The 24,047-nt window shown below is 73.2% G+C and carries 25 protein-coding genes; 14 read left to right on the plus strand and 11 right to left on the minus strand.

Features of this window, described 5'->3' with window-relative positions; genetic code table 11:
- Positions 1–13 precede the first annotated feature (13 nt).
- The 3 genes from ACYP53_RS25895 to ACYP53_RS25905 all read right to left on the minus strand — a co-directional run bounded on the left by ACYP53_RS25895 (position 14) and on the right by ACYP53_RS25905 (position 2,559).
- The gene (locus ACYP53_RS25895) at positions 14–1,096 is read right to left on the minus strand and encodes a class I SAM-dependent methyltransferase (RefSeq protein ID WP_459649161.1); all 1,083 of its coding nucleotides are present in this window, start codon (positions 1,094–1,096) and stop codon (positions 14–16) included.
- A 145-nt stretch (positions 1,097–1,241) separates the two neighbouring features.
- Positions 1,242–1,565 (minus strand): hypothetical protein, encoded by a 324-nt coding sequence (locus ACYP53_RS25900; RefSeq protein ID WP_459649162.1) that lies wholly within the window; start codon positions 1,563–1,565, stop codon positions 1,242–1,244.
- A gap of 154 nt (positions 1,566–1,719) precedes the next feature.
- Entirely contained in the window at positions 1,720–2,559 is an 840-nt protein-coding gene (locus ACYP53_RS25905) for a polysaccharide deacetylase family protein (RefSeq protein WP_459649163.1), read from the minus strand.
- Between the two features lie 228 nt (positions 2,560–2,787).
- Here ACYP53_RS25905 and ACYP53_RS25910 point away from each other — a divergent pair, with 228 nt between their 5' ends.
- Positions 2,788–3,645 (plus strand): SAM-dependent methyltransferase, encoded by an 858-nt coding sequence (locus ACYP53_RS25910; protein ID WP_459649164.1) that lies wholly within the window; start codon positions 2,788–2,790, stop codon positions 3,643–3,645.
- 40 nt (positions 3,646–3,685) lie between these two features.
- Here ACYP53_RS25910 and ACYP53_RS25915 read toward each other — a convergent pair whose 3' ends face one another.
- Positions 3,686–4,555, minus strand: coding sequence for an Fpg/Nei family DNA glycosylase (locus ACYP53_RS25915; protein WP_459649165.1), 870 nt, complete (start codon positions 4,553–4,555; stop codon positions 3,686–3,688).
- A gap of 423 nt (positions 4,556–4,978) precedes the next feature.
- Here ACYP53_RS25915 and ACYP53_RS25920 point away from each other — a divergent pair, with 423 nt between their 5' ends.
- The 5 genes from ACYP53_RS25920 to ACYP53_RS25940 all read left to right on the plus strand — a co-directional run bounded on the left by ACYP53_RS25920 (position 4,979) and on the right by ACYP53_RS25940 (position 8,513).
- Positions 4,979–5,473, plus strand: coding sequence for an SRPBCC family protein (locus tag ACYP53_RS25920; protein ID WP_189917268.1), 495 nt, complete (start codon positions 4,979–4,981; stop codon positions 5,471–5,473).
- 87 nt (positions 5,474–5,560) lie between these two features.
- Complete coding sequence (locus ACYP53_RS25925) at positions 5,561–6,217, plus strand: hypothetical protein (RefSeq protein ID WP_459649166.1); 657 nt, start codon at positions 5,561–5,563, stop codon at positions 6,215–6,217.
- A gap of 212 nt (positions 6,218–6,429) precedes the next feature.
- A complete protein-coding gene (locus tag ACYP53_RS25930) occupies positions 6,430–7,224 on the plus strand; it encodes a DsbA family protein (RefSeq protein WP_459649167.1) in 795 nt (264 codons plus the stop codon).
- A complete protein-coding gene (locus tag ACYP53_RS25935) occupies positions 7,221–7,856 on the plus strand; it encodes a vitamin K epoxide reductase family protein (RefSeq protein ID WP_189917263.1) in 636 nt (211 codons plus the stop codon). The genes ACYP53_RS25930 and ACYP53_RS25935 overlap by 4 nt, the downstream gene beginning before the upstream one ends.
- A gap of 69 nt (positions 7,857–7,925) precedes the next feature.
- Positions 7,926–8,513 (plus strand): dihydrofolate reductase family protein, encoded by a 588-nt coding sequence (locus ACYP53_RS25940; RefSeq protein WP_459649168.1) that lies wholly within the window; start codon positions 7,926–7,928, stop codon positions 8,511–8,513.
- Here ACYP53_RS25940 and ACYP53_RS25945 read toward each other — a convergent pair.
- The 4 genes from ACYP53_RS25945 to ACYP53_RS25960 all read right to left on the minus strand — a co-directional run bounded on the left by ACYP53_RS25945 (position 8,494) and on the right by ACYP53_RS25960 (position 12,655).
- A complete protein-coding gene (locus ACYP53_RS25945; RefSeq protein WP_459649169.1) occupies positions 8,494–9,588 on the minus strand; it encodes a hypothetical protein in 1,095 nt (364 codons plus the stop codon). The genes ACYP53_RS25940 and ACYP53_RS25945 overlap by 20 nt on opposite strands.
- A 57-nt stretch (positions 9,589–9,645) precedes the next feature.
- The gene (locus tag ACYP53_RS25950; protein ID WP_189917256.1) at positions 9,646–10,644 is read right to left on the minus strand and encodes an adenosine deaminase; all 999 of its coding nucleotides are present in this window, start codon (positions 10,642–10,644) and stop codon (positions 9,646–9,648) included.
- Positions 10,645–10,724: 80 nt separating this feature from the next.
- The gene (locus tag ACYP53_RS25955; RefSeq protein ID WP_459649170.1) at positions 10,725–12,065 is read right to left on the minus strand and encodes an MFS transporter; all 1,341 of its coding nucleotides are present in this window, start codon (positions 12,063–12,065) and stop codon (positions 10,725–10,727) included.
- Positions 12,062–12,655 carry an ArsR/SmtB family transcription factor gene (locus tag ACYP53_RS25960; RefSeq protein ID WP_459649171.1) on the minus strand — a complete coding sequence of 198 codons (594 nt, stop codon included), beginning with the start codon at positions 12,653–12,655 and terminating at the stop codon, positions 12,062–12,064. The genes ACYP53_RS25955 and ACYP53_RS25960 overlap by 4 nt, the downstream gene beginning before the upstream one ends.
- 182 nt (positions 12,656–12,837) lie before the next feature.
- On the opposite strand from ACYP53_RS25960, the gene ACYP53_RS25965 reads away from it, so the two are divergent.
- Both ACYP53_RS25965 and ACYP53_RS25970 read left to right on the plus strand, forming a co-directional pair.
- Entirely contained in the window at positions 12,838–13,119 is a 282-nt protein-coding gene (locus ACYP53_RS25965) for a DUF6158 family protein (protein ID WP_189917253.1), read from the plus strand.
- Between the two features lie 137 nt (positions 13,120–13,256).
- Positions 13,257–14,645: an NADP-dependent succinic semialdehyde dehydrogenase gene (locus ACYP53_RS25970; RefSeq protein WP_189917251.1), complete on the plus strand. Its 1,389-nt coding sequence runs from the start codon at positions 13,257–13,259 to the stop codon at positions 14,643–14,645.
- 45 nt (positions 14,646–14,690) lie between these two features.
- On the opposite strand, the gene ACYP53_RS25975 is transcribed toward ACYP53_RS25970, so the two are convergent.
- Both ACYP53_RS25975 and ku read right to left on the minus strand, forming a co-directional pair.
- Positions 14,691–14,972, minus strand: coding sequence for a hypothetical protein (locus ACYP53_RS25975; RefSeq protein ID WP_189917249.1), 282 nt, complete (start codon positions 14,970–14,972; stop codon positions 14,691–14,693).
- A gap of 48 nt (positions 14,973–15,020) precedes the next feature.
- Positions 15,021–16,076: a non-homologous end joining protein Ku gene (gene ku, locus ACYP53_RS25980; RefSeq protein ID WP_459649172.1), complete on the minus strand. Its 1,056-nt coding sequence runs from the start codon at positions 16,074–16,076 to the stop codon at positions 15,021–15,023.
- A 145-nt stretch (positions 16,077–16,221) separates the two neighbouring features.
- Between ku and ACYP53_RS25985 the strand changes: the two genes are divergently transcribed.
- From ACYP53_RS25985 to ACYP53_RS25995, 3 genes are all read left to right on the plus strand, one after another.
- Positions 16,222–16,440, plus strand: a complete 219-nt coding sequence (locus tag ACYP53_RS25985; protein WP_189917242.1) for a hypothetical protein — start codon at positions 16,222–16,224, stop codon at positions 16,438–16,440.
- Positions 16,441–16,672: 232 nt separating this feature from the next.
- A complete protein-coding gene (locus tag ACYP53_RS25990) occupies positions 16,673–18,112 on the plus strand; it encodes an amino acid permease (RefSeq protein ID WP_189917240.1) in 1,440 nt (479 codons plus the stop codon).
- Positions 18,113–18,278: 166 nt separating this feature from the next.
- Complete coding sequence (locus ACYP53_RS25995) at positions 18,279–19,460, plus strand: helix-turn-helix domain-containing protein (protein WP_459649173.1); 1,182 nt, start codon at positions 18,279–18,281, stop codon at positions 19,458–19,460.
- A 255-nt stretch (positions 19,461–19,715) separates the two neighbouring features.
- Here ACYP53_RS25995 and ACYP53_RS26000 read toward each other — a convergent pair whose 3' ends face one another.
- A complete protein-coding gene (locus ACYP53_RS26000; RefSeq protein WP_189917236.1) occupies positions 19,716–20,504 on the minus strand; it encodes a S1 family peptidase in 789 nt (262 codons plus the stop codon).
- A 141-nt stretch (positions 20,505–20,645) separates the two neighbouring features.
- On the opposite strand from ACYP53_RS26000, the gene ACYP53_RS26005 reads away from it, so the two are divergent.
- The 3 genes from ACYP53_RS26005 (at position 20,646) to ACYP53_RS26015 (ending at position 24,008) form a co-directional block, all read left to right on the plus strand.
- Positions 20,646–21,494, plus strand: a complete 849-nt coding sequence (locus tag ACYP53_RS26005) for an EI24 domain-containing protein (protein WP_459649174.1) — start codon at positions 20,646–20,648, stop codon at positions 21,492–21,494.
- Positions 21,495–22,036: 542 nt separating this feature from the next.
- Positions 22,037–22,702 (plus strand): aggregation-promoting factor C-terminal-like domain-containing protein, encoded by a 666-nt coding sequence (locus ACYP53_RS26010; protein ID WP_459649175.1) that lies wholly within the window; start codon positions 22,037–22,039, stop codon positions 22,700–22,702.
- A gap of 301 nt (positions 22,703–23,003) precedes the next feature.
- Entirely contained in the window at positions 23,004–24,008 is a 1,005-nt protein-coding gene (locus ACYP53_RS26015; RefSeq protein WP_189917230.1) for a glycosyltransferase family 2 protein, read from the plus strand.
- The last annotated feature ends 39 nt before the right edge of the window (positions 24,009–24,047 follow it).

Below are 24,047 nucleotides of genomic sequence, written 5' to 3' on the forward strand. Positions count from 1 at the left end.
CACCCCGGCCGCGTCAGGCCGCCGCGGCGCCGTCGAGCCGCGCCACGTAGTACAGGTTCAGGATGTCCCCCTCGACCCGTTCCACCTCGACCGACCGGAACCCGGCCTCGGCCAGCATCCGCCGGGCGGTCTGCTCGCCCCAGACCGTCCCGAGCCCCTCGCCGCCCTCGCCGAGCGAGACCGTCATGCAGTAGAAGGTCGAGAAGGCGTAGAGCGCCGGGGCGAGCGGGTGCTCGACGTTCTCCTCCAGCCTGCTGCTGGCGGCGACGTCGCCCATCAGGAAGACCCCGTCGGGCCGCAGCGCGCCCGCGACGGCAGCCAGGGTGCGGGTCGGCCGGGCGAGGTCGTGGATCACGTCGAACGCGGTGACCAGGTCGTACGGACCGCTGATCTCCGCCGAGTCCGACACCTCGAACCGGGCGTTGTCCAGCCCGAGTTCGGCCGCCGAGGCACGGGCGGCGGCGATGCCGTTCTCGGCGATGTCGATACCGGTGACCCGGCTGGCCGGGAAGGCCTTCGCCAGCACCGTGACGGCGTGCCCCTCCCCGGTGCCGACGTCCAGCACGTCGATGCCGGCCCGCAGCCGCTCGGTGAGCCCGGGCACCAGCGGCACGATCGCGTCCACCAGCGCCAGGTCGTACACCCGCGCGCTCTCCTCGGCCTGCAGCTGCTGGAAGCGCGGGTACGCCGAGTACGGCATCCCGCCCCCGGTACGGAAGTGGCCGAGCAGCTCCTGCTCGACCTCGCCCATCATCGCGAGGAAGGGCATCATCCCCGCCAGGTTGTCCGGCCCGGCCGCCGTGGTCAGTGACGCCGCGTGCTCGGGCGGCAGCATGTAGGTGCCGTGTTCCGGGTCGTACTCGACGAACCCGCCGACGACCATCCCGCCCAGCCATTCGCGCACGTAGCGCTCGTTGAGCCCGGCGGCCCGCGCGATCTCCTCGCTGCTCGACGGGGCGAGGCCCGCCATCAGGTCGAACAGCCCGGTCTGGTGGCCGAGGCTGGTCATCAGCCCCAGACAGGCGTCGTTCAGGACGTCCACCACGCGCCCGGCGAAGGCTTCCTGCCTCTCCGCGTCCAGTTCCCGTACGGACATCGCTTCCTCCTCCGTCGGCGGGACCAGCGGCATCCTCCCCCCTTCACGCTACGCCGCCGCCACGACCGCCCCAACAGAACGGGCGGCCCGCCGACCGGTCACCACCGGCCACCGGGCCGCCCGCGCGTCGGCGGTGCGCTCGACCTCAGGAGAAGACGACGGAGCGCAGCTTCAGCCGGTCGCCGAGCTTCTTACCGGGGTTCATCACATAGAAGACGTCACCGTCGCAGTGGGCCTCGAGGAAGACCGTGGCCGTCGAGGAGGTGAGGTTCTCGGGTGCGAAGCCCGGCCCGTTCCCGAGCTCCGGGAGGTCGATGCACACGCGGCTCTCCGGGTCGGCGAGCCCGGTCAGAACTCCGGGGCCGACCTTGTAGAGGAAGTCACCGGTGGCCGCGTTGGCGGACGTCGGCACGGCGAGGACGAGGGCGGCGGCGCTGACGGCGGCGAGAAAGGTGTTGCGGAGTCGCATGGGTGAGGGCCTTTCAGGTGGTACGCGGCGGTACCTGATTAATTGGTGCGAGATCACCCTAGAGGCCCAAAATCCGCAGAAACGGTTCTCCCAATCCACCCATTCGAGTGGTTTGGCCGGAAAAGCCGCTACCTCACCGCCCGCACGAGTGCTCTCAGTTGGGCGGAGCCGTGAAGAAGTACCCCGAGTCGATCAGCACCGGCAGGTACGTCTTCAACGCCGCCACCGTCTGCGAGCGGTCCCCGCCACCGTCGTGGTTGAGCACGATCGCCCCGGGCCGGACGTCCTTGAGGATCCGGTCGGTGATCACCGAGGTCCCCGGCCGGGCCCAGTCCCGCGGATCCACCGACCAGGCCATGTTCCGCATCCCCAGGTCCGCGGCCACCTTGAGCGAGGCGTCGGACCAGTCCCCGCCGGGCGCGCGGAACCAGGTGGGCAGCCGCCCGGTGGTCTTGTGCAGCAGGTCGGAGGTGCGCTCCAGCTCGTCCCGCACCTTGGCGTCGGCCATGTGCCGCAGGTCCGGGTGGGTCCAGGTGTGGTTGGCGATGTGGTGGCCGCGGTCGGCGATCTCCCGCACCAGCGCCGGGTGCTCGACGGCGTTCTCCCCGATCAGGAAGAACGTCGCCCGGATCCCGTACTGCTGGAGCAGCGCCAGCACGGTGGGCGTGTGCCGGGGATCCGGGCCGTCGTCGATGGTGAGCGCCACCACCCGCCGCTCGGCGTCCAGCTCGTACACCGGCTTGGCCTCCGCCGCCGTGAGCACCTTGTGCACGGGCACCACGCTCGGGGCGGCGGCCGAGGGCGGCGGCGTGGCCGGTAAGGCACCCGGCGCCGGCGGCGCCACCGGCAGGGCGCTCTCGTCCACCCCCGCCTCGGCCGCGACCTCGCCGCCACCGCTCCAGGGGCTCCGGCAGCCGGCGGCCGCCCCCAGCAGGGACATCCCGGCCGCGACCAGCAACAATCTTCGCGAAGTAATCTGACGATCTGACAGCATGCGGAATACTTCCCCCGGCCGTCACCGCCGCTCCCCGGAGGCGCCCCCTACGGCCCCGATCACCACTCCGACAGCCCAAGGGCACACCCGAAAGGAAGCCCGGGACCCCCGTACGCACACCCCGCCCCCGACCCTCCCCCACCTTCCCCGACCGGACGCCAGACCACCCGTCAGGACCGCTACGCTGTGCCTCCCCAGTGTGATGATCTGCCATCAGAGGACGTGGCCATGACGACAAGTCAGGACTCCCCCGAGCATGCCCCGCAGGACGACGCCGCCGAGCTGAGCCAGTGGGAACGGTTCGGAGTCGACACCACCGCCCCGCACTCGGCGCGCGTGTACGACTACTGGCTGGGCGGCAAGACCAACTTCCCGCCGGACCGCGCCATGGGCCAGGCCATCGAGCAGGCCGTGCCGAGCGTCAAGGAGATGGCCAAGGCCAACCGCGCGTTCCAGGGCCGGGCCGTCCGCCACCTGGCCCGGGAGCACGGCATCCGCCAGTTCCTCGACCTCGGCACGGGCATCCCCACCTCGCCCAACACCCACGAGATCGCCGAGACGGTCAGCCCCGGCACCCGGGTGGTCTACGTCGACAACGACCCGATCGTGCTCGCCCACGCCCGGGCGCTGATGGTCTCCAGCCCGGCCAGCCGGACCACCTACATCCACGCCGACCTGCGCAAGCCCGAGGAGCTGTTCGCCGACCCGGCGCTCACCTCCACCCTCGACCTCACCCAGCCGGTCGGCCTGCTGATGATCGCCGTGCTGATGCTGATCGCCGACGAGGACGACCCGTGGGGCCGGGTCGCCGCACTGCGCGACGCCCTCCCCGCCGGCAGCTGCATCGCCCTCACCACCCCCACCCCGGACTTCGACCCGGAGGCCGTCGGCAAGGTCGCCGAGGCCGCAAGGGCCGGCGGGATGACCCTGGTCCCGCGCGGCTACGACGACGTGGTCCGCTTCTTCGACGGCTGGGAACTGATCGAGCCGGGCGTCGCCCCGGTCCTGGCCTGGCGCCCGGACGGCGAACCCCCGGCCGACCCGAAGGCCGCCTACTACTGGGGCGGCGTCGCCGTCAAGCGCTGACCGGACGCCCGCCGGCCGAGGCGGGGCCCCGTGCCCCGCCTCACTTCAACAACCGCGACATCCGCCGGTCCGCCAGCGGCTTTCCCCCGGTCTGGCAGGTCGGGCAGTACTGCAGCGAGGAGTCCGCGAAGGACACCTCCCGCACGGTGTCCCCGCAGACCGGACAGGGCTGGCCGGTCCGGCCGTGCACCCGCAACCCGAGCTTCTTCTCCGCCTTCAGCTCCCCCGCCGCCAGCCCGCGCGAACGCTCCACCGCGTCCCGCAGCGTGCTGCCGAGCGCCCCGTACAGCCGGGCCGTCTCCTCCTCCGTCAGACTGGCCGCGATCTTGTACGGCGACATCCGGGCCGCGTGCAGCACCTCGTCCGAGTAGGCATTGCCCACCCCCGCCAGCGTGCTCTGGTCCCTCAGCAGCCCCTTGATCCGGCGCCGGTCCTCCCGCACCAGAGCAGCGAAGGCCTCCACCGTGAACCCGGGGTCCAAGGGGTCGGGCCCCAACCTCGCCACACCCGGCACCTCCGCCGGGTCCCGGACCACGTACACCGCGAGCCCCTTCTTCGTCCCGGCCTCCGTCAGATCGAACCCGTCCCCGGCCTCGCCCTCCAGGCGCAGCCGCAACGCCAACGGGTTCTTGGGGCTCGGATGCGGCGGCTCGTCAGGCAGGCCGTCCTTCCACCGCAGCCAGCCGGCCCGGGCCAGATGGACCACCAGGTGCAGCCCGCCGGCCTCGATGTCCAGGAACTTGCCACGCCGCGTCACCGGCCCGACCGTCCGCCCCTCCAACGCCGTCACCGGCGGGTCGTACGTCTTCAGCGCACTGATCGCCACCGGCTGCACCCGCGCGATCACCCGCCCGGTCAACCGCTCGGACAGGTACGCACTCAACGCCTCGACCTCAGGCAACTCCGGCATGCGCCCAGTCTCCCCCGACCCCCACCATGGGCGCGCGGGCAACGCCCCGCGCGCCCACCACCACCCTCCCCCACACCCGCCCGTACCCCGTTACCCATCCCCACCCGGGGCGCGCGGGCACCGCCCCGCGCGCCCACCACCTCCCCCCACCCCACCAGGCGAGAGGGACGCGCTGCGGGAGGGGGCGGTGGAGGGGGTGGGCGCGGAGAGGGGCGTGGCGGGTGATTTTCAGACTGCCAACGACGCCCAACCCCCACCCCACAGAGTCGGCAGTCTGAAAATCATCCAGCCCCTCGGAGCGCCCACCCCCGGAACCGCCCCCGCACCCACCCTCCCGAGAGCCCCCCGAACACCAACACACCCCCCCTTTGCCCACCCCCACCCCAAAGCGCACCCTGGTACCAAGGGAGGTCCCGACCCACCATGAGCACCCTTGAGGAACAGATCGACATCGCCGCCCCCGTCCTCGCCGCCTGGGAGCAGCTGCACCGGGTGCACGAGTACCCACGGTTCGTCGACGGAGTCCGCAGCGCCCATCCGCACGGGCGGAACCTCGCGCACCTCGGGGTGGAGATCGACGGCGCCGAGCGCTCGGTGGACACCGAGATCACCGACCGGGGCCGGGGCCGGGTGATGGCCTGGCGGACGCTGGACCCGCTGCGGCTCAGCGGCGCCTTCGCGCTGCTGCCGCTGGACGCCCGGCACACCCGGGTGCAGATCCGGGTGGAGTACGACCCGGAGGCCGTGCACCTGGCGTTCGGCGGGCCGCGCGGCTTCGCCCAGGCCGGGGCGATCGAGCGGACGGTCCGCGAGGACCTGCGGCACTTCCGGGAGCTGGTGGAGGCTCGGGTCGGCGCCGCCGACGGCCTCCCGGACACCTCGCACGACCACCCCGACGAGCCCGTAAGAAGCACATAAGCCCAGCTCAGCGCGGGTGGTGAGGCTGTTCACAGCCCCCCGCCGACAAGACCGTTCCGCTTTCAACCTGTGGCAGACTCGGATGCCATGGACATCGGCCCGGTCACCAGGACGCTCCGCGCGGCGGTCTTCGCCGCGCTGGTCGTGGTGCTCGCCGGGTTCGGCCAGGTACTGGTGACCGGCCGGGAGCTGCCGGTCGGCACGATGCTCCTGGCCTCGGCCGCCGTGTTCACCGTCGCCTTCGCGCTCGCCGGCCGCGAGCGCCGCTTCCCGGTGGTCGCCGCGGTGTTCCTGCCGCTGGAGCTGGGTGTCAGCGCACTGTTCGACTTCGCCCAGAGCACCTGCCCCTCCCTGCCGCCCGGCACCGGCCGCGGTTTCGAGCCGCTGCTGTGCGGCGGCGGTTCGCTGGGCGGTTTCCTGCTCGGCCACGGCGTCTCCCAGCAGACGGGCGTCCTGCTCCTCCTGCTGCTGCACACGGTGATCGCGCTGGCCGGCGCCTACTGGCTGCGCCGCGCGGACGCCGCGCTGGCCGGCCTGGCCCGTACCGTCCGGATGCTGGGCGAGTTCCTGCACCGGCACCTCCCGGCCGCCGCCCGCTGGCTGCTGCTGCTCACCGCGCCCGTCCCGGCCCGTCCGGTGGCGCGGGTGCCCGTTCCCCCGGCCAGCCGTGCGCTGGTCCCGGCCGAGGACGTCGTCGTCCGTCCGGCCGTCCGCCGCGGCCCACCGTTCGTCCTGGCCGCCTGAGCCCTCCGCTCGCGCACAGCGCCTCCGCTCGCCCCGAGCCTCTCCGCTCACGCGCAGCACCCCCGCTCGCCCCGAGCCTCTCCGCCTGCGCGCAGCAACTCCGCTCGCGCGCAGCGCCCCCGCTCACCCGGCCGCCTCTCCCCCGCGCAGGCCCCGACCCACCGGCCGCGCCCGCACCCCGTACGCCCGAGAGCACAGGACGACGACACCCCATGAGCAACTCCCGCAAGACCGACCAGAAGAACTCCGCCACCGACCGGATGCGCGTCGCCCGGGCCCAGGCCGAGCGTTCGGACCGGATCCGCCGCCGGGTGGTGGTCGGCGCCGCCTCCGCCGCGGTGCTGGCCCTCGCGGCGGGCGTGGCCTTCGCCGTCGGCGGCTCCTCCGGGTCCGGTTCGGACGCCGCCGCGAACGGCCCGCTGGTCGTCCCCGCCAACGCGACCGGCGACGGCGGCACGGTGATCACCTACGGCAAGGCCGACGCCGCGCACACCCTGCAGGTCTACGAGGACTTCCGCTGCCCGTTCTGCGAGCAGCTGGAGACCACCACCGGCAAGACCGTCCAGCAGCTCGCCGACGCCGGCTCGTACAAGGTCGAGTACCACCTGGCGACGTTCCTGGACAGCAACCTCGGCGGCAAGGGCTCCCGCACCGCGCTGGCCGCCGCCGGCGCCGCGCTGAACGAGGGCGTGGACAAGTTCAAGCAGTTCCACGACGTGCTGTACGCCAACCAGCCCGACGAGCGCAGCGACGCCTTCGGCGACGTCAACCACATCCTGGACCTGGCCGACCAGGTGCCCGGGCTGAAGACCGACTCCTTCGTCAAGGCCGTCCGGGAGGGTACCTACGCACCGTGGGCGGCCAAGGTCAACGAGGAGTTCAACAAGAGCGACGTCACCGGCACCCCGACCGTCAAGCTGGACGGCAAGAAGCTGGACGTCCTCACCAACGGCAAGGCCGTCTCGCCCGAGCAGTTCACCGCGATGGTCAAGCAGGTGACCGGGTGACCGCCCCCAACGCGCCCACCCTCACCCCCGCCCCCCGGACGGCCCACGGCGCGAGCCGCCCGTTCGCCTGGCTGCTGCTGATCGGCGGCGCGGTCGGCCTGTTCGCCTCGGCGGTCCTCACCCTGGACAAGATCCGGCTGCTGAAAGACCCGTCGTACGTCCCCAATTGCAACATCAATCCGATCATCAGCTGCGGCTCGATCATGCGCAGCGACCAGGCGGAGGCCTTCGGGTTCCCCAACTCGCTGATCGGGCTGGTGGCCTTCGGGGTCGTCGTCGCGGTCGGCGCCGGGCTCCTCGCCGGCGCGACGTACCGGCGCTGGTTCTGGCTCGGCCTGCAGGCCGGGACGGTCTTCGGGGTCGGCTTCGTGACCTGGCTGATGTACCAGGCGCTCTACCGGATCGGCGCGCTCTGCCCGTACTGCATGGTGGTGTGGGCCGCGGTGATCCCGCTGTTCTGGTACACCACGCTGCACAACCTGCGCTCCGGCGTGATCCCGGTGGGGCCGCGGCTGCGGGTGGTCGTCCGGGAGGCGGCCCGCTACCACTGGGTCGTGCCGGGCCTCTGGTACGCGGTGATCGCGCTGCTGATCCTCAACCGGTTCTGGTACTACTGGAGCACCCTGATCTGATCCCGTCCGCCGCCCTCCCGCCCCGCCAGGAGGGGAGGGCGGCGGACCACTCCTCCTCATGGGGGCGCCATGCGACGCAGGATCGTTCTCTTCGTCTCGCTCTCGGTCGACGGCTACTTCGAGGGCTCGGACCACGACCTCTCCTGGCATTCCGTCGACGACGAGGTGCACACCCACTTCAACCGGGAACTCGCCCGGATGGGTGGTTTCCTCTCCGGCCGGGTGACGCACGAGCTGATGGCCTCGTTCTGGCCGACCGCCGACCAGGACCCGGCCGCCGACGCCCCGATGATCGAGTTCGCGGGCATCTGGCGCGCGATGCCGAAGGTCGTCTTCTCCCGCACCCTCGACCACGCCGACTGGAACACCACCGTCGTCCGCGAGGTCACCCCTGAGTCGATCGCCGCCCTCACCGCCGGCCCGGGCGGCGACCTCTGCCTCAGCGGCGCGAACCTGGCCGAGTCCTTCCTCGCCCAGGACCTGATCGACGAGTTCCGGCTCTACGTCCACCCCGTCGTGCTCGGCCGCGGCACCCTGTTCTTCCGGCCGACCGACCACCCCGCCCCGCTGGCCCTGAAGGACACCCACCGCTTCACCAACGGCGTCACCCTGCTCCACTACGCCCGGGAGCGCGGGACTACGCCGGCAGCCCGGTGAGCTCGGTGAAGGCGGCCGTGCCCGAGTAGCCGATCAGGAAGCCCACCAGCACACCGCCCCAGAAGTCCTCGACCGTGACGAACGACGGCGCCTCCGACTTCCGCGCGGCGAAGACGATCGCCGCCCCGGTCAGGATGACCGCCAGCACCAGCGAGCCGAGCGTGGTCCCGAGGGGCTGGTGGGCGAGCGCGCTCACGCTCTGCGCCTCCTGCAGCGACCGGCCGAGGCTGCCGACCAGGCCGCCCGCCACCCCGCCGGTCATCACGTTCCACAACGCGGCCTTGAGCGGCACGGTCAGCGCGGTGGTGTTGGCGAAGACCCTCCGGCGCGCGGACCCGGGTGCCCCGGGCAGCGGACCCCCGCGCTGCTCCGGTACGAGCCCGTAGACCACGTTGAGCTGCAGCCGGTAGCTCGCGGGGACGAAGAACGGGTTCCGCGGCGTGCCGAGGCGGATGGTCCAGACGTCGGTCGACCCTGGTTCCAGCGCGACGCCTCGGGGCAGCGAGCCGATCAGCGGCACGCGTTCCTGCTCGGCCGGACGGTCGGGGTACAGGGCCACGGTCGATCTGTCGTACGCGTAGACGCGCGTCTCCTGGACCCGGCCGTGCAGGGACACCCTCGACTCACCGTAGGCGTACAGGTGGAGTTCGTCGTCGTCGGCGCCGCTGAGCCGCGCCTGGTCGCGCACGTTCGCCTGGTTCAGCAGGGCGATCTCGTCCTGGATCCCCCACGCCTCCTCGGCCCGCTCCGGCGGGAGCGCCGCCGACTCCTCCTCCAACTGCCGGATGCGGGCCTGCCGTTCCTGGACGGCCGCCGTCAGCCGTGCCGTCTCGGCCTCCGGGAGGACCGGCTCCGCCGCCTTCTCGGGTGTCTCCGGCCGCTCGGGTGTGCGCCAGAACAGCTGGGTCGGCAGGCTCATGTCCACCTTGTCGATCCACACCGGCACCGAGAACGGGTTCTTGATGTGCAGGTAGACCGTGAAGTCCGTGCCGGAGTACACCTGCGGGACGGAGAGGTCGACGGAGAGGTCGAGCAGGCCCAGTTGGGCCGGGGGCTCCGATGGCGGGGTGGTCACCCGGACAGGCTAGCCAGGCCGGCCCGTCCGGGTGGGGCTTTCCCCGAACCGCGCGGGTCAGCCCTCCGCCGGGCCGAAGGTGAACGCCTCGACCTCGGCCAGGAGTTCGGCCCGGCGCCGGTCGTCGATGAAGGAGGCCCGGAAGGAGTTGGCGGCCAGCCGGCGCAGCGTCTCCGGGTCCAGCCCGAGGGCCTCCCGGACGGCACGGAAGTTGTCCTCGACGTAGCCGCCGAAGTACGCCGGGTCGTCGGAGTTGACGGTGACCAGCAGACCGGCCTCCAGCATCTCGCGCAGCGGGTGGTCGGTGATCGTGTCGATGCAGCGCAGGCGGACGTTGGAGAGCGGGCAGAGGGTCAGCGGGATCTGCTCGCGGACCAGGCGGGCGACCAGCTCGCCGTCCTCCAGGCAGCGCAGCCCGTGGTCGATGCGCTCGACGCCGAGGACGTCCAGCGCCTCGGTGATGTACGAGGCCGGGCCCTCCTCGCCCGCGTGGGCGACGCGCCGCAGCCCCGCCTCGGCGGCCCGGCGGTACACCTCGCGGAACTTCGCCGGCGGGTTGCCGACCTCGGCCGAGTCCAGGCCGATGCCCGCGATCCGGTCGAAGTACGGGCGGGCGGCCTCGAAGGTCTCCAGCGCGGACTCGGCGGACTCGTCGCGCAGGAAGCACATGATCAGCTGGGTGCTGATGCCGTACCGCTCCTCGCTGCGCGACAGCGCCAGGGTCAGCCCGTCCACCACCACGCCGAGCGGCACCCCCCGGGCCGTGTGCGCCTGCGGGTCGAAGAAGATCTCCGCGTGCCGCACGCCCTGCTCGGCGGCCCGGGCCAGGTAGGCGTCGGCGAGGTCGGCGAAGTCCTGCTCGGTGCGCAGCACGGCCATCAGCGCGTAGTACAGGTCCAGGAAGGACTGCAGGTCGCTGAAGGAGTAGGCCTTCCGCAGTTCCTCGGTGTCGGCGTAGGGCAGCTCGACCCCGTTGCGGGCGGCGAGCTCGAAGGCGAGCTCGGGCTCCAGGGTGCCTTCGATGTGCAGGTGGAGTTCGGCCTTGGGAAGCGGCATCAGCGTTCTGTCCGAGCGGTAGCGGGGGAACCCGAAGGTACGGATGAATTCATCCTACGATCCGCGATCGATCCGGGCGATCACCGCGCCGCCTCCGCCGCTCCGGTCGGCAGCTCCCGGACGGTGCGCAGCGGCGACAGCAGCGGCAGCACCGCGCACAGCGCCAGCAGTCCGGTCATCACCCACATGGTGGCGCGCAGCCCGACCACCGCGCCCAGCGCCCCGCCGGCCAGGGCGCCGAGCGGGATGGTGGCGTGGTTGGCGCACATCGACGTGGCGGCGACCCGGCTCAGCAACGCGGGCGGGAGGTAGGACTGCCGGAAGCTGTTGAGCACGACGTTGCAGAACACCACCGCCGCGACCACCACCAACGCCCCGAGCACGTACAGCAGCATCCCGGGGCCCGGTCCGGCCAGGGCCATCAGCATGCCGAAGGGCGACAGCGCGATCAGCACGATCCGTAGCGCACGGGCCGTACCGAGGCGCCGGCACAGCGGCCGGGCGGCCAGCGCGCCGAGCACTCCGCCGACCGCGCCCGCCGAGGCGAGCCCGCCGACCCAGCCCGGGGCGACTCCGGCGTCCCGGATCAGGAACAGCGCGGTGATCGACTGGTAGCCGGTGAGCGCGAAGTTGGCGGCCGCGCCGTAGAGCGTGAAGGACCGCAGGTAGGGGTCGCGCAGCAGGAAGGCGAGCCCCTCCCGGGCCTGACCCAGGGTCCCGTCCGCCTGGGCCTGACTCAGGGTCCCGCCCGTCCCGTTCGTTCCGGGCCCGACCCGGCCCGGGGCCGGGTCGAGCCCGGAACGAGCCCGGATCCTCAGCAGGGTCGCAGTCGCGACCAGGAAACTCACGGCGTCGGCGAGCAGTCCGGTCGTCGCGCCGAGCACCTGGACGGTCAGCCCCGCCAGTCCGCGCCCGGCGACCGCGGCCGCCGACGCGCTGCCCTGCAGTTTCGCGTTGCCCTCGATCAGGTCCTCGGGCGCCACCAGCTCGGGCAGGTACGCCTCGAAGGCCGCGTCGAAGAACACCGAGGAGATCCCGGTCGACAGGGCGACCACCAGCAGCTGCGCCAGGGTGAGCACTCCGAACCAGCCGGCCACCGGCACGCTCGCGAGCAGGGCGGCGGAGGCGAGGTTGCAGGCGATCATCACGGTCCGCCGGGGCGCCCGGCCGACCCAGACCCCGGCCGGCAGGCCGAACACCAGCCAGGGCAGCCAGACGGCGGCGGTCAGCGCTCCCGTCGCGAGCGGTCCGGCGTCCAGCACCAGCACCGCGACCAGCGGCAGCGCGACGGAGGTGATGTTGCTGCCCAGCCTGCTGACGGTCTCACCCGCCCAGAGCAGCCGGAAGTCACGCCGGGCGAACAGGCCCCAGCGCGGGCGGGCGGTCCCGGGTGCCCGCTCCGGGGCCTGGACGGCGCTCACGGCCTGGCCGGGACGCTGTGGGCGAAGGCGAGGACGGTCTCGCGCTCCCGCCCGTCCTCGGGCACCGGCCGGTTCGCCCACTTCTGGATCACCTCGTGCAGGTCCGCCGCCAGCTCCCGGGCCTCCTCCGGGGTGAGCCGCAGCCAGGTCTGGGTGGCCACCGAGCAGCCGTCCCGCCAGTCGGGCGGGTAGCCGCCACGCCGCACGGCCCACTCACGGACCAGCTCGACCTGGCGCTCCAGCAGGATCGATCCGGCCGCGTCGGCGACGGCCTCGGTGACCGGGTCGCCGTCGAAGTCGGCCCTGGTCCAGGTGAGTTCGCGGTCGGCGCGCCGCCACCACCGCTCGCGCCGGGTGCGGGCGAGCTCGGGCGCCCCCTCGATCAGTCCGCTCTCGGCCAGCACCTTCAGGTGGTGGCTGACGTTGCCGACCGCCTGCTCGGTGCGCTCGGCGAGCTTCCCGACCGTGGCGGGGCCGTCCACCTTGAGCAGGTCCAGCAGCCGGCGTCGCAGCGGGTGGGTGAGGGCGGCGAGCACCCGGGAGTCCTGGATCTCCCGGGTGCCGCGCGGTTCGTCCGTCGTGTCGGTCATGCCGGGGAGACTACTGACAAGAACTCTTGTACGACACTTCTTTTACAACACTCCTTGTCCGATGACCCGAATCACCCGCACCACCTGAATCACCCGCGCCACCCGCCCCCCGTCGCACGGGTGTACCGGCGGCGGCCACCGGGCACTCCGTAGGAGGGGGCTTCCGTCGAGGAGGTACCGAGATGCGGCACGCCGATGCCACCCACATCCGGCCCGAGGGCGTCTCCCCGCACGCCCTGGGCAACGACGTGCTCCTGCACGAGCTGGAGCAGCTGCACCGCACGCGCCACGAGACCTTCCTGTACGGGTCGGAGGAGGCGCTGAAGCGGCACACCCTGCGCACCGGCCAGCTGGAGGCCGAGTACCTGCACCGCTTCCCCGGCCGGCTGGTGACCGCCGGACGGACCAGGGCCGGCGCCCGGGCCCGGGAGGCGGCGGCCCGGGTGGAGTCGCTGCCGGAGTGACGGGCCCGGCCGCGCGCCCGGCGGGACACGCCGGGCGCGCCGTGGCGTGCCCGGCGCCCGGCTGTCGGGGAGGGTGTGAGGGCCCAGACGCACCAGGCCCGGACCGGCACCGGTCCACACCCCCTCGGGAGCCCCGCATGCCCATCGCCAGCGTCAACCCCGCGACCGGCGAGACCCTGGAGACCTTCGAACCGCTCGACGCGGCCGGCATCGAACAACGGCTGGCCCTCGCCGAGTCCACCTACCGCGCCTACCGCGACACCCCGTTCGCCGCCCGCGCCGAGTTGCTGCACCGCGCCGCCGACCTGCTGGACCAGGACCTGGAGGCGGTCGCCCGCACCATGACCCTGGAGATGGGCAAGCCGCTCGCCGCCGCCCGGGCCGAGGCCGCCAAGTGCGCGAAGGCGATGCGCTGGTACGCCGACAACGCCGAGGCGCTGCTCGCCGACGAGCACCCGGCCCCGGCCGACGTCGCCGACTCGGGCGCCGCGCGCGCCTACGTCCGCTACCGCCCGATCGGGCCGGTGCTGGCCGTGATGCCGTGGAACTTCCCGTTCTGGCAGGTGATCCGGTTCGCCGCGCCGGCCCTGATGGCGGGCAACGTCGGGCTTCTCAAGCACGCGTCCAACGTGCCGCGCACCGCGGTCGCGATCGAGGAGCTGTTCCGGCGGGCCGGCTTCCCGGAGGGCTGCTTCCAGACCCTGCTGATCGGCTCCGGCGCGGTCGAGGGCGTGGTCCGTGACCCCCGGGTCGCCGCCGTCACCCTCACCGGCAGCGAGCCGGCCGGCCGGGCCGTCGCCTCCGCCGCGGCGGACGAGGTGAAGAAGTCCGTGCTGGAGCTGGGCGGCAGCGACCCGTTCGTCGTCCTGCCGAGCGCCGACGTGGACGCCGCGGTGGCGACCGCCGTCCGGGCCCGGGTGCAGAACAACGGCCAGTCCTGCATCGCCGCCAAGCGGTTCATCGTGCACACCGACGTCTACGACCGCTTCACCGCGGGGTTCACGGCGGCGATGCGCGCCCTGCGGGTGGGCGACCCGATGGATGAGGCCACCGACGTCGGCCCGCTGGCCAGCCGCCAGGGCCGGGACGACCTGGAGGAACTGGTCGAGGACGCCCGCACCCACGGCGCCCGGGTGGAGTGCGGCGGCGGGCGCCCGGAGGGCTGGGACACCGGCTGGTTCTACGAGCCGACGGTGCTGACCGGCATCACCCCGGCGATGCGGATCCACCAGGAGGAGACCTTCGGCCCGGTCGCCACCGTCTACCGGGTGGCCGGCCTGGACGAGGCGGTCTCGGCCGCCAACGACACCCCGTTCGGGCTGAGCGCCAACGTCTGGACCACGGACGAGGGTGAGCAGGAGCGCTTCGTCCGCGACATCCAGGCCGGCGGGGTGTTCTTCAACGGGATGACGGCCTCCCACCCGGCGCTGCCGTTCGGCGGCGTCAAGCGTTCCGGCTTCGGGCGGGAGCTGTCCGGGCACGGGATCCGGGAGTTCTGCAACGTCACCACGGTGTGGATCGGCTGAGCCCTCCCGGACCCGCGCTCACCCGGCGCCGCGCTCCCGACCGGGTCAGGCCGCCATCCGGTGCCTGCCCCGGCCGGGCGTCATCCAGCGGGCGATCACGCCGACCATGGCGACGACCGTCAGGCCCCAGAAGATCGCCATCAGCACCAGCATCGGCAGCAGGCTCACCTGGGTGGCGACCATGCCGAGGCCGACGGACAGCGCGATCATGAACGTCACCACGGTGGGGCTGAGGGTGAGCAGCCAGGTCCAGGCCTGGTGCCCGAAGCCCTGGTCCCGCTGGGCGCCTGGGCCGGTTTCGAGTTCCTTGTAGGTGAGCAGGTCCATCGGGGTCTCCTCCAATGCCGGACGGGAGGGAAAGCCTGGCCCGGTGGGTCAGGAAGCCTTGCGCGGAGCCGCGGACTTCCGGCTCGCGGTCTTCTTCGCCGCGGAGGTGGTCTTCACCGCGGAGGTGGACTTCACCGCGGAGGTGCTCTTCGCCGTGGAGGTGCTCTTGGCCGTGGTGCTCTTCTTCGTCCCGGTGGGCTTGGCGGTGGTGCTCTTCGCCGCGGTCTTCCGGGCCGCCGCCGTGCTCGTCTTCGCCGGGGCGGCCCGCTTGCGCGGCCCGGGCTCCTCCGCCGGCTCCCCGGCCGCCGGTCCGCCGACCGGCCCGTGCCCGCCCCTGGCCTGCTTGAGGCTGCTGCGCAGCGCCTCCATCAGGTCGATCACGTTGTCCGGCGCCTCGCCGGGCTCCTCCTCGTGCGGGAGCTCGACGCCCTCCAGCCGCGCGGTGATCACCTGTTGCAGCGCCTGCTGGTAGTCGTCGTGCAGCTGGGACAGGTCGAAGTCCTCGGAGAGGGTGTCCATCAGCGACCGGGCCATCTTGAGCTCCTGCGGCCGGACGGTGACGTCCTCCTCGGGAGCGATCCCGGCCGCCGGGCGGACCTCGTCGGGCCAGATGCAGGTCTGCAGCACCAGCGTGTTGTCGTGCACCCGCAGCACCGCGGGCGACTCCCGGGTACGCAGCGCGATCTTGGTGACGGCGATCTGGCCGGACTCGGTGAGCGCGTCGCGCAGCAGCGCGTACGGCTTGGCGGCGGCCTTGTCGGCGACGCCCACGTAGTAGGCCTTGGAGAACATCAGCGGGTCGATCTCGCCCTCGTCGACGAAGGCCAGCACGTCGATGATCTTCTTGCTGGGCAGCGGCAGGTCGGCCAGGTCCTCGTCGCTGAGCGTGACGGTCCGCCCGTCGGGGGACTCGTAGCCCTTGGCGATCTCCGCGTACGGGATCTCCTTCTCCTCCTGCTCGCAGTACCGCTTCATCCGCACCCGGCCGCCGTCCTTGGCGTGCACCTGGTGCAGCGGGACGTCGTGCTCCTGGGTCGCGGAGTAGAGGTGGACGGGGATGCTGACCAGCCCGAAGCTGATCGTCCCCTTCCAGGTGGTCTGCATGGGGTCGCTCCTGCCCGGCGCCGGGAACCGACGGGCGCCGCACGCTCGGGGGATGCTCCGACGATCGCCCCGAGAGTCCCACTCTGCCCGGATTTGCCCCGATCGGCCACACCGCGCCGACAATGGGCCGAGGAGGTCGACGCCGATGACCGCGACGAGCCCGACCGGCCCCGCCCCGCCACCGGACCGCACGGCGTACCGGGTGACCTACGCCGTCTCGGGCGAGGTGCGCCAGGACGAGGTCACCGTGGTGCCCGGGTACTCGCGGGAGGACGACATCCCGCGGATCCTCGCGGCCCGGCTCACGGCCCTTCCATCGGGGTTCCGGCCGGAGGTCGTGGTGCTCGATTTGAGGGAGATCTGACCTCGGCCGACCCCCGCCACCCTGACGATGCGTCAGATCTGAGCTTTCCGGAGCCCGGTCAAACCCACCCTGACCTGGGCTTTTATGTCCGGTAAGCGAACAGTTATCAAAGCATTGTTCCGATACTCGGGCGTAGAAGTTAGGTTGCACCGCAATGCGCGGGTCTGTCCCCCCACCCTGTGGCGACGAGCCCGGGGTCGCCGCGCTGGAAAGGCAACAGGGCACCCCACAGATGAGTGCGAACACCACCAAGTCGGCGGCAGCCGCGCAGGTCCCCCACCAGGCGGGACCGCACGGGCACGACGGCGACGGCCACCTGAAGGCCGGGCTCAAGAACCGCCACCTGTCGATGATCGCCATCGGCGGCGTGATCGGCGCCGGCCTCTTCGTCGGCTCCGGCGCGGGCATCGCGTCCACCGGTCCCGGCATCCTGCTCTCCTACGCACTGGCCGGCGCGCTCGTCGTGCTCGTGATGCGGATGCTCGGCGAGATGGCCGCGGCCGACCCGCAGAGCGGCTCCTTCTCGGCGTACGCGGACCGCGCGCTGGGCCGCTGGGCCGGCTTCTCCATCGGCTGGCTGTACTGGTTCTTCTGGGTCGTGGTGCTCGCGGTCGAGGCGACGGCCGGCGCGAAGATCCTCAACCAGTGGGTGCCCGGCGTGCCCCAGTGGGGCTGGGCGCTGATCGTGATGGCGGTGCTGACCGCCACCAACCTCTTCTCGGTCTCCTCCTACGGCGAGTTCGAGTTCTGGTTCGCCGGGATCAAGGTCGTCGCGATCGCCGCCTTCCTGGTGATCGGCACCCTGGCCGCCTTCGGCCTGCTGCCCGGCACCCACTCGGTGGGCGCCAGCAACCTGACCGGTCACGGCGGCTTCCTGCCGCACGGGGTGGGCGCGGTGTTCACCGGCATGCTCACGGTGGTCTTCGCCTTCATGGGCAGCGAGATCGTCACCCTGGCCGCCGGCGAGTCGGAGGACCCGCAGAAGGCGGTCACCAAGGCCACCAACAGCGTGATCTGGCGCATCGGCATCTTCTACCTGGGCTCGATCCTGCTCGTGGTCACCCTGCTGCCCTGGGACTCGGCCGAGGTCAAGGCCAGCCCGTACGTGGCGGTGCTGTCCCACATCGGCATCCCCGGCGCCGGCCAGGTGATGGACGTGATCGTGCTGACCGCGGTGCTGTCCTGCCTCAACTCCGGGATGTACACGGCCTCCCGGATGGCCTTCTCGCTCGGCCAGCGCGGCGACGCCCCGAAGGCCTTCGCCAAGGTGACCGAGCGCGGCGTGCCGCGGGTGGCCATCCTCTCCTCGGTGGTCTTCGGCTTCGTCGCGGTGTTCTTCAACTACACCTCGCCGGACACCGTGTTCGCCTTCCTGCTCAACTCCTCCGGTGCGATCGCGCTCTTCGTCTGGCTGGCCATCTGCGCCACCCAGCTGCGGATGCGCAAGATCATCGAGCGCGAGATGCCCGAGCGGCACACCGTCCGGATGTGGCTGTACCCGTACCTGACCTGGACCGCGATGGGCATGATCGGGTTCGTCATGATCTACATGTTCACCACCGAGGACGGGCGCAAGCAGATGTACCTGTCGCTGGTCGCCGCGGCGATCGTGCTCGCGGCCTCGGCCGTGGTGGGCCGCCGCCGGCGGGCCGCGGTGGCGGCGGAGTCCTGACCCGTCCGCCCCGCGCGAGAACGCCGGGCCCGGGAGCCGTTGCGGAGGCTCCCGGGCCCGGTGCCGTTTCCAGCACCCCACGCCAGTTTGACCAAGGCACGTCAAGGGGGATACCTGGGCATGGCGCTCCCCCACGAGCGCTCCCCCACGCCCACCGGGAGACCCCGTGCCGCCCCTGCCCTCCCGCACGTCACCCCCGCCTGCCCGGCCCCGCCCGGAACCCGAGTCCGCACGCCTGCGCTTCGGCCGACGGCTGCGCCACTGGCGCGAGACCCGCGGCCTCAGCCAGGCCGAGCTCGGCCGGCTGCTGGGCTACCACAACTCACTGATCAGCCGGGTGGAGAACGCCCGCCGCTGGCCACCGCCGGGGCTGCCCGCCCGGGCCGACGAACTCCTGCTCGCCGGCGGCGAGTTGGCACACCTGTGGCAGACCGTCCGGCAGGAACGCGAACGCCTCGGCGAACTCGCCGTCGCCACCCGGCCGGCGCTCACCACCGACACCGCCCCACCGGACGCCGCCACCATCGAGGTGCTCGCCCACCTGCTCGCCGACTACCGCGCCGCCGCCGGCCGGATCGGCGGCGAGGAGCTCGCCGCCGTCCTGGAACACCACGCCCGCACCCTGGCCGGCTGGCAGCACACCGCCTCGCGCGACACCCTCGCCGCCGTCCGCTCGCTCGCCGCCCAGTACGCCGAACTCGCCGGCTGGGCCCACTTCGAGGGCGACCGCCGCGCCCGCGCGCTCAGCTGGTACGCCACCGGACTGGAATGGGCCCGCGCGACCGACGACCGGGCCACCGCCACCACCCTGCTCGCCCGGCAGAGCGCCCTGCACTGGTGGCGCGGGGACCCGGCCGCCGCACTCGCCCTCGCCGAGGCCGCCCGCACCACCGCACCGCCCCAGCCCGGTCTGCAGGCCTGGGCCGCCGTCGCCCGGGCCCACGCCCACGCGCTGGCCGGCGAGGCGCCGCAGGTGCGCCGGACGCTCGCGGACGCCCGGCGGCTGACCGACACCGCGCGCCGCACCGGGGAACCGACGCCCTGGACGGCACGCGCCGAGCTGGTCCTGGCCGTCGCCCACGGCACCTGCCAGCGGGACCTCGCCCTGCGCACCGGCCGCACCACCCACGCCCGCACCGCGACGGCCCGGCTGGAGAGCGCCCTTCGACTGCTCGACCCGGCCGCCCACCCGCGCGACCACGCCCTGGTCACCGCCCGCCTGGCCGGCGCCCAGGTCCTCGCCGGCCGGCCCGACGCGGCCACCGCCCTGCTCGCCCGGCTGCCGCCGCACACCGCCGGCCGGATCGCCCGCGAGCGGCGGCGGGCCGAGGAATGGCTGCACGGGTGAGGGCCCGATGTCGCCGCTGCCGGCCGCGTTGGCCGCGTTGATCGCGTTCCGCAGGCCGGTGACGTCCCCGCCCTTCGCACCGGGCGACCGTTCGCTCACGGCGCGCACCTCCTGACGGCGCGGTCCCCAGCCAACCGCCGCGCCGCGCCGCAGGCCACACGGAGTGGTCCGATCGGCGCCCGGCCCCACGCGCGCGGCAGGACCGGCCACCACCTGCGGGTGTGGTGACCGGCCCTGCCGCGACGGGTCAGCCGCTCAGAGCCGGGCCGCCGCCGCGGCGATCTGGGACGCGTAGGTGCTCACCTGGGTGTAGACGCCCGGGTAGCCGGCGCGGGCGCAGCCGTTGCCCCAGCTGACGATGCCGACCTGGACCCAGCGGCCCGCCGCGTCCTGGCGGACCATCGGGCCGCCGGAGTCGCCCTGGCAGGTGTCGACGCCGCCCTGGGAGACGTAGCCCGCGCAGAGCGAGCCGGCCTCGTTGAGGCCGGAGTACGCGCCGGCACAGGTGGCGTCGTCGACGAACGGCACGGTGGCCTTGAGCAGGTACCGCTGCTGGGCGCCGCCCTCGCGCGCGGCACCCCAGCCCATGATGGTGAAGGTACCGCTGTCGTACGCGGTGGAGGTCGCGATCGGCAGGGTGGTGACCTGGCCGCCGCTCACCGGCGAGGCCAGCTTGATCAGCGCCCAGTCGTCGCCGTTCTCGGCGCCGGTGAAGGCGGGCGACTGGTAGACGTACGAGGAGCGGACCTTGATCGCGCTGCCGCTGCGCAGGTCGACCACACCGGCGGTGGCGGTGATGCTGCTGTCGGCACCGGTGCCGTCGACGCAGTGGGCGGCGGTGAGCACGATCTGCGGGGTGTAGAGCGCGCCGCCGCAGCCCATCGAGAGCCGCACGATGAACGGGAACTCTCCCTGCGCCGCCCGGGTGCCGCCGACGACGGTCGGCGACGGCGCGGGCGAGGCGGCGGCGGGCAGCACCAGCATGCCGGCGCCGAGCACCAGGCCCGCCAGCAGGCTGACGACTCTGCCGAGTTGACGCTTCATCGGGTTCCTCCTTGCATGTGGGGGAAGACCGAGCGTGGCCCGGCGGGCGGCGCGACAGGAAGGGCCCGGCCCTGCCGGTTCGAAATGGCAGGAACACGGCAATGCGGGGTTCCGGACCCGGAGGCCCTAGGGTGATCGCCCATGCGGGATCTTGCGACGGGGATGAAGTACCTGGTCGAGGGCCAGAAGTGGGTGGGGCGGCACGGCCGCTGGTGGGGCTTCGGGATGCTGCCGGCGCTGCTCGCCCTGGTCGGCTACGTCGTCGCGCTCGCCTTCCTCGGCGCCTGGTCCGAGGACCTCGCGGCCCGGGCCACCCCCTTCGCCGACCACTGGGGTTCGCCCTGGCGGGGCCTGCTGCGCGACGCGCTCGCGGCGATCGTCTTCGGCGGCGGCCTGCTGGTCTCCCTGCTCACCTTCACCGCCGCCACCCTGCTGGTCGGCCAGCCCTTCTACGAGGCGCTGAGCACCCGGGTCGACGAGACCGAGGGGGACGCGCCCGAGCCCCCGGAAACCCCGCTCTGGCGCGAGCTGCTGACCGCGCTGGGCGACACCGGGTCCGTGCTGCTGCGGGTGGCCGCGTTCGGCGTGCTGCTGTTCGGCTGCGGCTTCATCCCGGTGGTCGGGCAGACCGTCGTCCCGGCGCTCGGCTTCCTGGTGTCCGGCTTCTTCCTGACCGTCGAGCTGACCGCCGTGGCGCTGCAGCGCCGCCGGGTGCCGCAGCGCGAGCGGATCCGGCTGCTGCGCGCCCGGCTCGGACTGGCGCTGGGTTTCGGCACGCCGCTGGTGCTGGCCTTCCTGGTGCCGCTGGTGACGGTGCTCGCCATGCCGGGGGCCGTCGCCGGCGCCACCCTGCTGGCCCGCGACCTCGTCCCGGCCGGGCGGGAGGACGCGGCGGACGCGGCGGACCTCGCAGAGGAGGAGCCGGCGGCTTCCCCCGCCGCCCCTTCCGCCGCGCGGCCCGTCCCGGGAAATCCGTACGCGACCCCCTGAAGCCGTGAGCGGGCGGTCACGCCGCGTCGACATCGGGCCGCTCCGCGTGTGAGCCCGCCCACAGGGGGTTCGGCATCTACGACTCCCGCTAGTGGACGGGCGCCGCACGGGCTCCGGCCGGGCACCGGGGCCACGCCCGGGCCGGACCCGGCCCGGCACCGCCCGGCCTGAAGAACGCAGGCCACCACGACTGTCGCCCGTACCTTCCGTCGGTGCGGGGCGGGCCCGACCCGCAGATGCACAGAGCGGACAAATCCCATCAAATCGACCACGGGACCCTGGCCCGGCCCGCCCGGCGACCACTACCCGGCGTAGTAGCCACCGCCTTTGCGACCCGCCTCGGGCGCTGCCAAGAATGGTCCGTCGCCAAGGCAGCACGGCCGGTCCGATCCGCCGTGCAGCCCGCCCGCCCCGCCACTTGCGCCGGGGCGCCACGGCCGTCCCGGACGGCCGCGCGGGCCCCGCTCACCCCGGAGCCCCGCGCGATGCCCCGTGCCCGGCACCCCCGGCACGGTCCCCGACGGAATAGGAACGCCCGCTCCATGCAGCTCAGCCATGCCCGCCGCAACTCCCTGATCACCGGCGTCGCCACCCTCGTGGTCGCGAGCGCCGCCACCGCCGCCCTCGCCATCCCGCAGGCCGGGACCGCCACCGAGGCCACCGCCCCGGTGGCCGCCGTCTCGGTGGACGGCAAGCAGGTCGCGGACCAGGCCCCGGCTGACACCGCTGCCGCCGCCCAGCAGGCCGCCCAGGCGCAGGCCGAGGCCGATGCGAAGGCGCAGGCGGACGCCGCCGCGCAGGCCGCCGCCCAGGCGCAGGCCGAGGCCGAGGCGAAGGCCCAGGCGGACGCCAAGGCCAAGGCCGACGCCGATGCCGCCGCCTCCCGCTCCGAGCAGCGCCAGAGCCTCGTGACCACCTACTCCGGCACGCCGCAGCAGATCGCCGCGCAGATCGTCCCGGCCGGCCAGCTGCAGTGCTTCAGCAACATCGTGTTCCGCGAGAGCAGCTGGAACCCGCTCGCCGTCAACGCCTCCTCCGGCGCCTACGGCCTGGTCCAGGCCCTGCCGGGCTCCAAGATGGCCTCCGCGGGCGCCGACTGGCGCACCAACCCGGCCACCCAGATCAAGTGGGGTCTCGACTACATGAACACCCGCTACGGCAGCCCCTGCGGCGCCTGGTCGTTCTGGCAGAGCCACCACTGGTACTGAGCCGCTGGTGCCTGACCACCGGCACTGAGCCACCGGCACCGAGCCACTGGTACTGAGCCGGCCCCCCGCAGCTGCGGACGGAAGACCGGCCCCGGGGCCCGCGACGCACTCCCGCGTCGCGGGCCCCCGCGCGTTCCGGCGAACGCGGGGCGCGGAGCGGCCGGTTCACACCTGTCGTGGACGCGTCCGGAAGACGGCGTGAAGATATGGCGCACGGTCGTACGATTTGCCGCCAATTGCTCGGAATTACGGGCCGTCAAGGCTTTGCGACCGTTCGCGGTCCCTCTTACGCTCCGGCGTCATGCCCTCACCCCTGATCAGCGTCGTGCTCCCCGCCTACGACCAGCACGAACAACTCGCCGACTGCCTCGACTCGCTGCTCGCGCAGTCCCTGGCCGACGTCGAGGTGATCGTGGTCGCCGACCGCTCCCCCGAGACCGCGGGCGGGATCGCCGACGCGTACGCGGCGCGGCACCCCCGGGTGACCGCCCTGCACCTGAACGCGGCGGTCGGGGTCGGGGTGAGCCGCAACGCGGGGGCCGCGCGGGCGACCGGCGACTACCTGCTGTTCCTCGACGCCGACCACCTGCTGCCCCGGGACGCGCTCCGGGCGCTCGCCGACCGGCTCGAACAGACCGGCCCGGTGGACGTCCTGCTGTTCGGCCACTCCCGCCGGCACAAGGACCGGGACTGGCCGGGCGGGGCCGAGGCGCTGCTCGCCGAGGCCGGCCCCGAGACGTTCGAGCCCTTCGACCGGCCCGCGCTGTTCGGCGCGCCGCCGCTGATCTGGGACCGGCTGATCCGCCGCGGCCACTGGGAGGAGCTGGGGCTCGCCTTCCCGGCCGGCCGCTACGAGGAGGTCCCGGTGGTGCACCAGGCCCTGCTCGGCGCCCGGAAGGCCGCCGTACTGGCCCGCGAGTGCGTCCAGCTGCGCCGCCGGGAGACCGTCCACCCGGCGGGCGGCCCGGGCAGCAGCGTCTTCGACCTCTTCGACCAGTACGAGCGCAGCTTCGCCCTGCTGGAGGACCAGCCCCACCTTTACGCGGTGCGCGACGCGCTGTTCGTCCGGATGATCCGGCACTACCTGTTCGTCTTCGACCTCGCCGGCTGCGTCACCCGCGCCGAGCGGCCGCAGTTCTTCCACCGGGCCGCCGAGCACCACCGCCGCTTCCAGCCGCCCGGCCACCGCCGGCCCGGCGGCCGCGAGGGGATCAAGTTCTCGCTGCTGGCCGGCGGCGCCTACCCGGCGTTCGAGGTCGCCAAGCTGTCCCACATCGCGAAGGGCACACTCACCGGCCGCAAGTGACCCGCCGGGCCCGGGCGCGGCACGGACCGTCCACGGCCG

The organism is Kitasatospora sp. Ki12 (assembly GCF_054601375.1).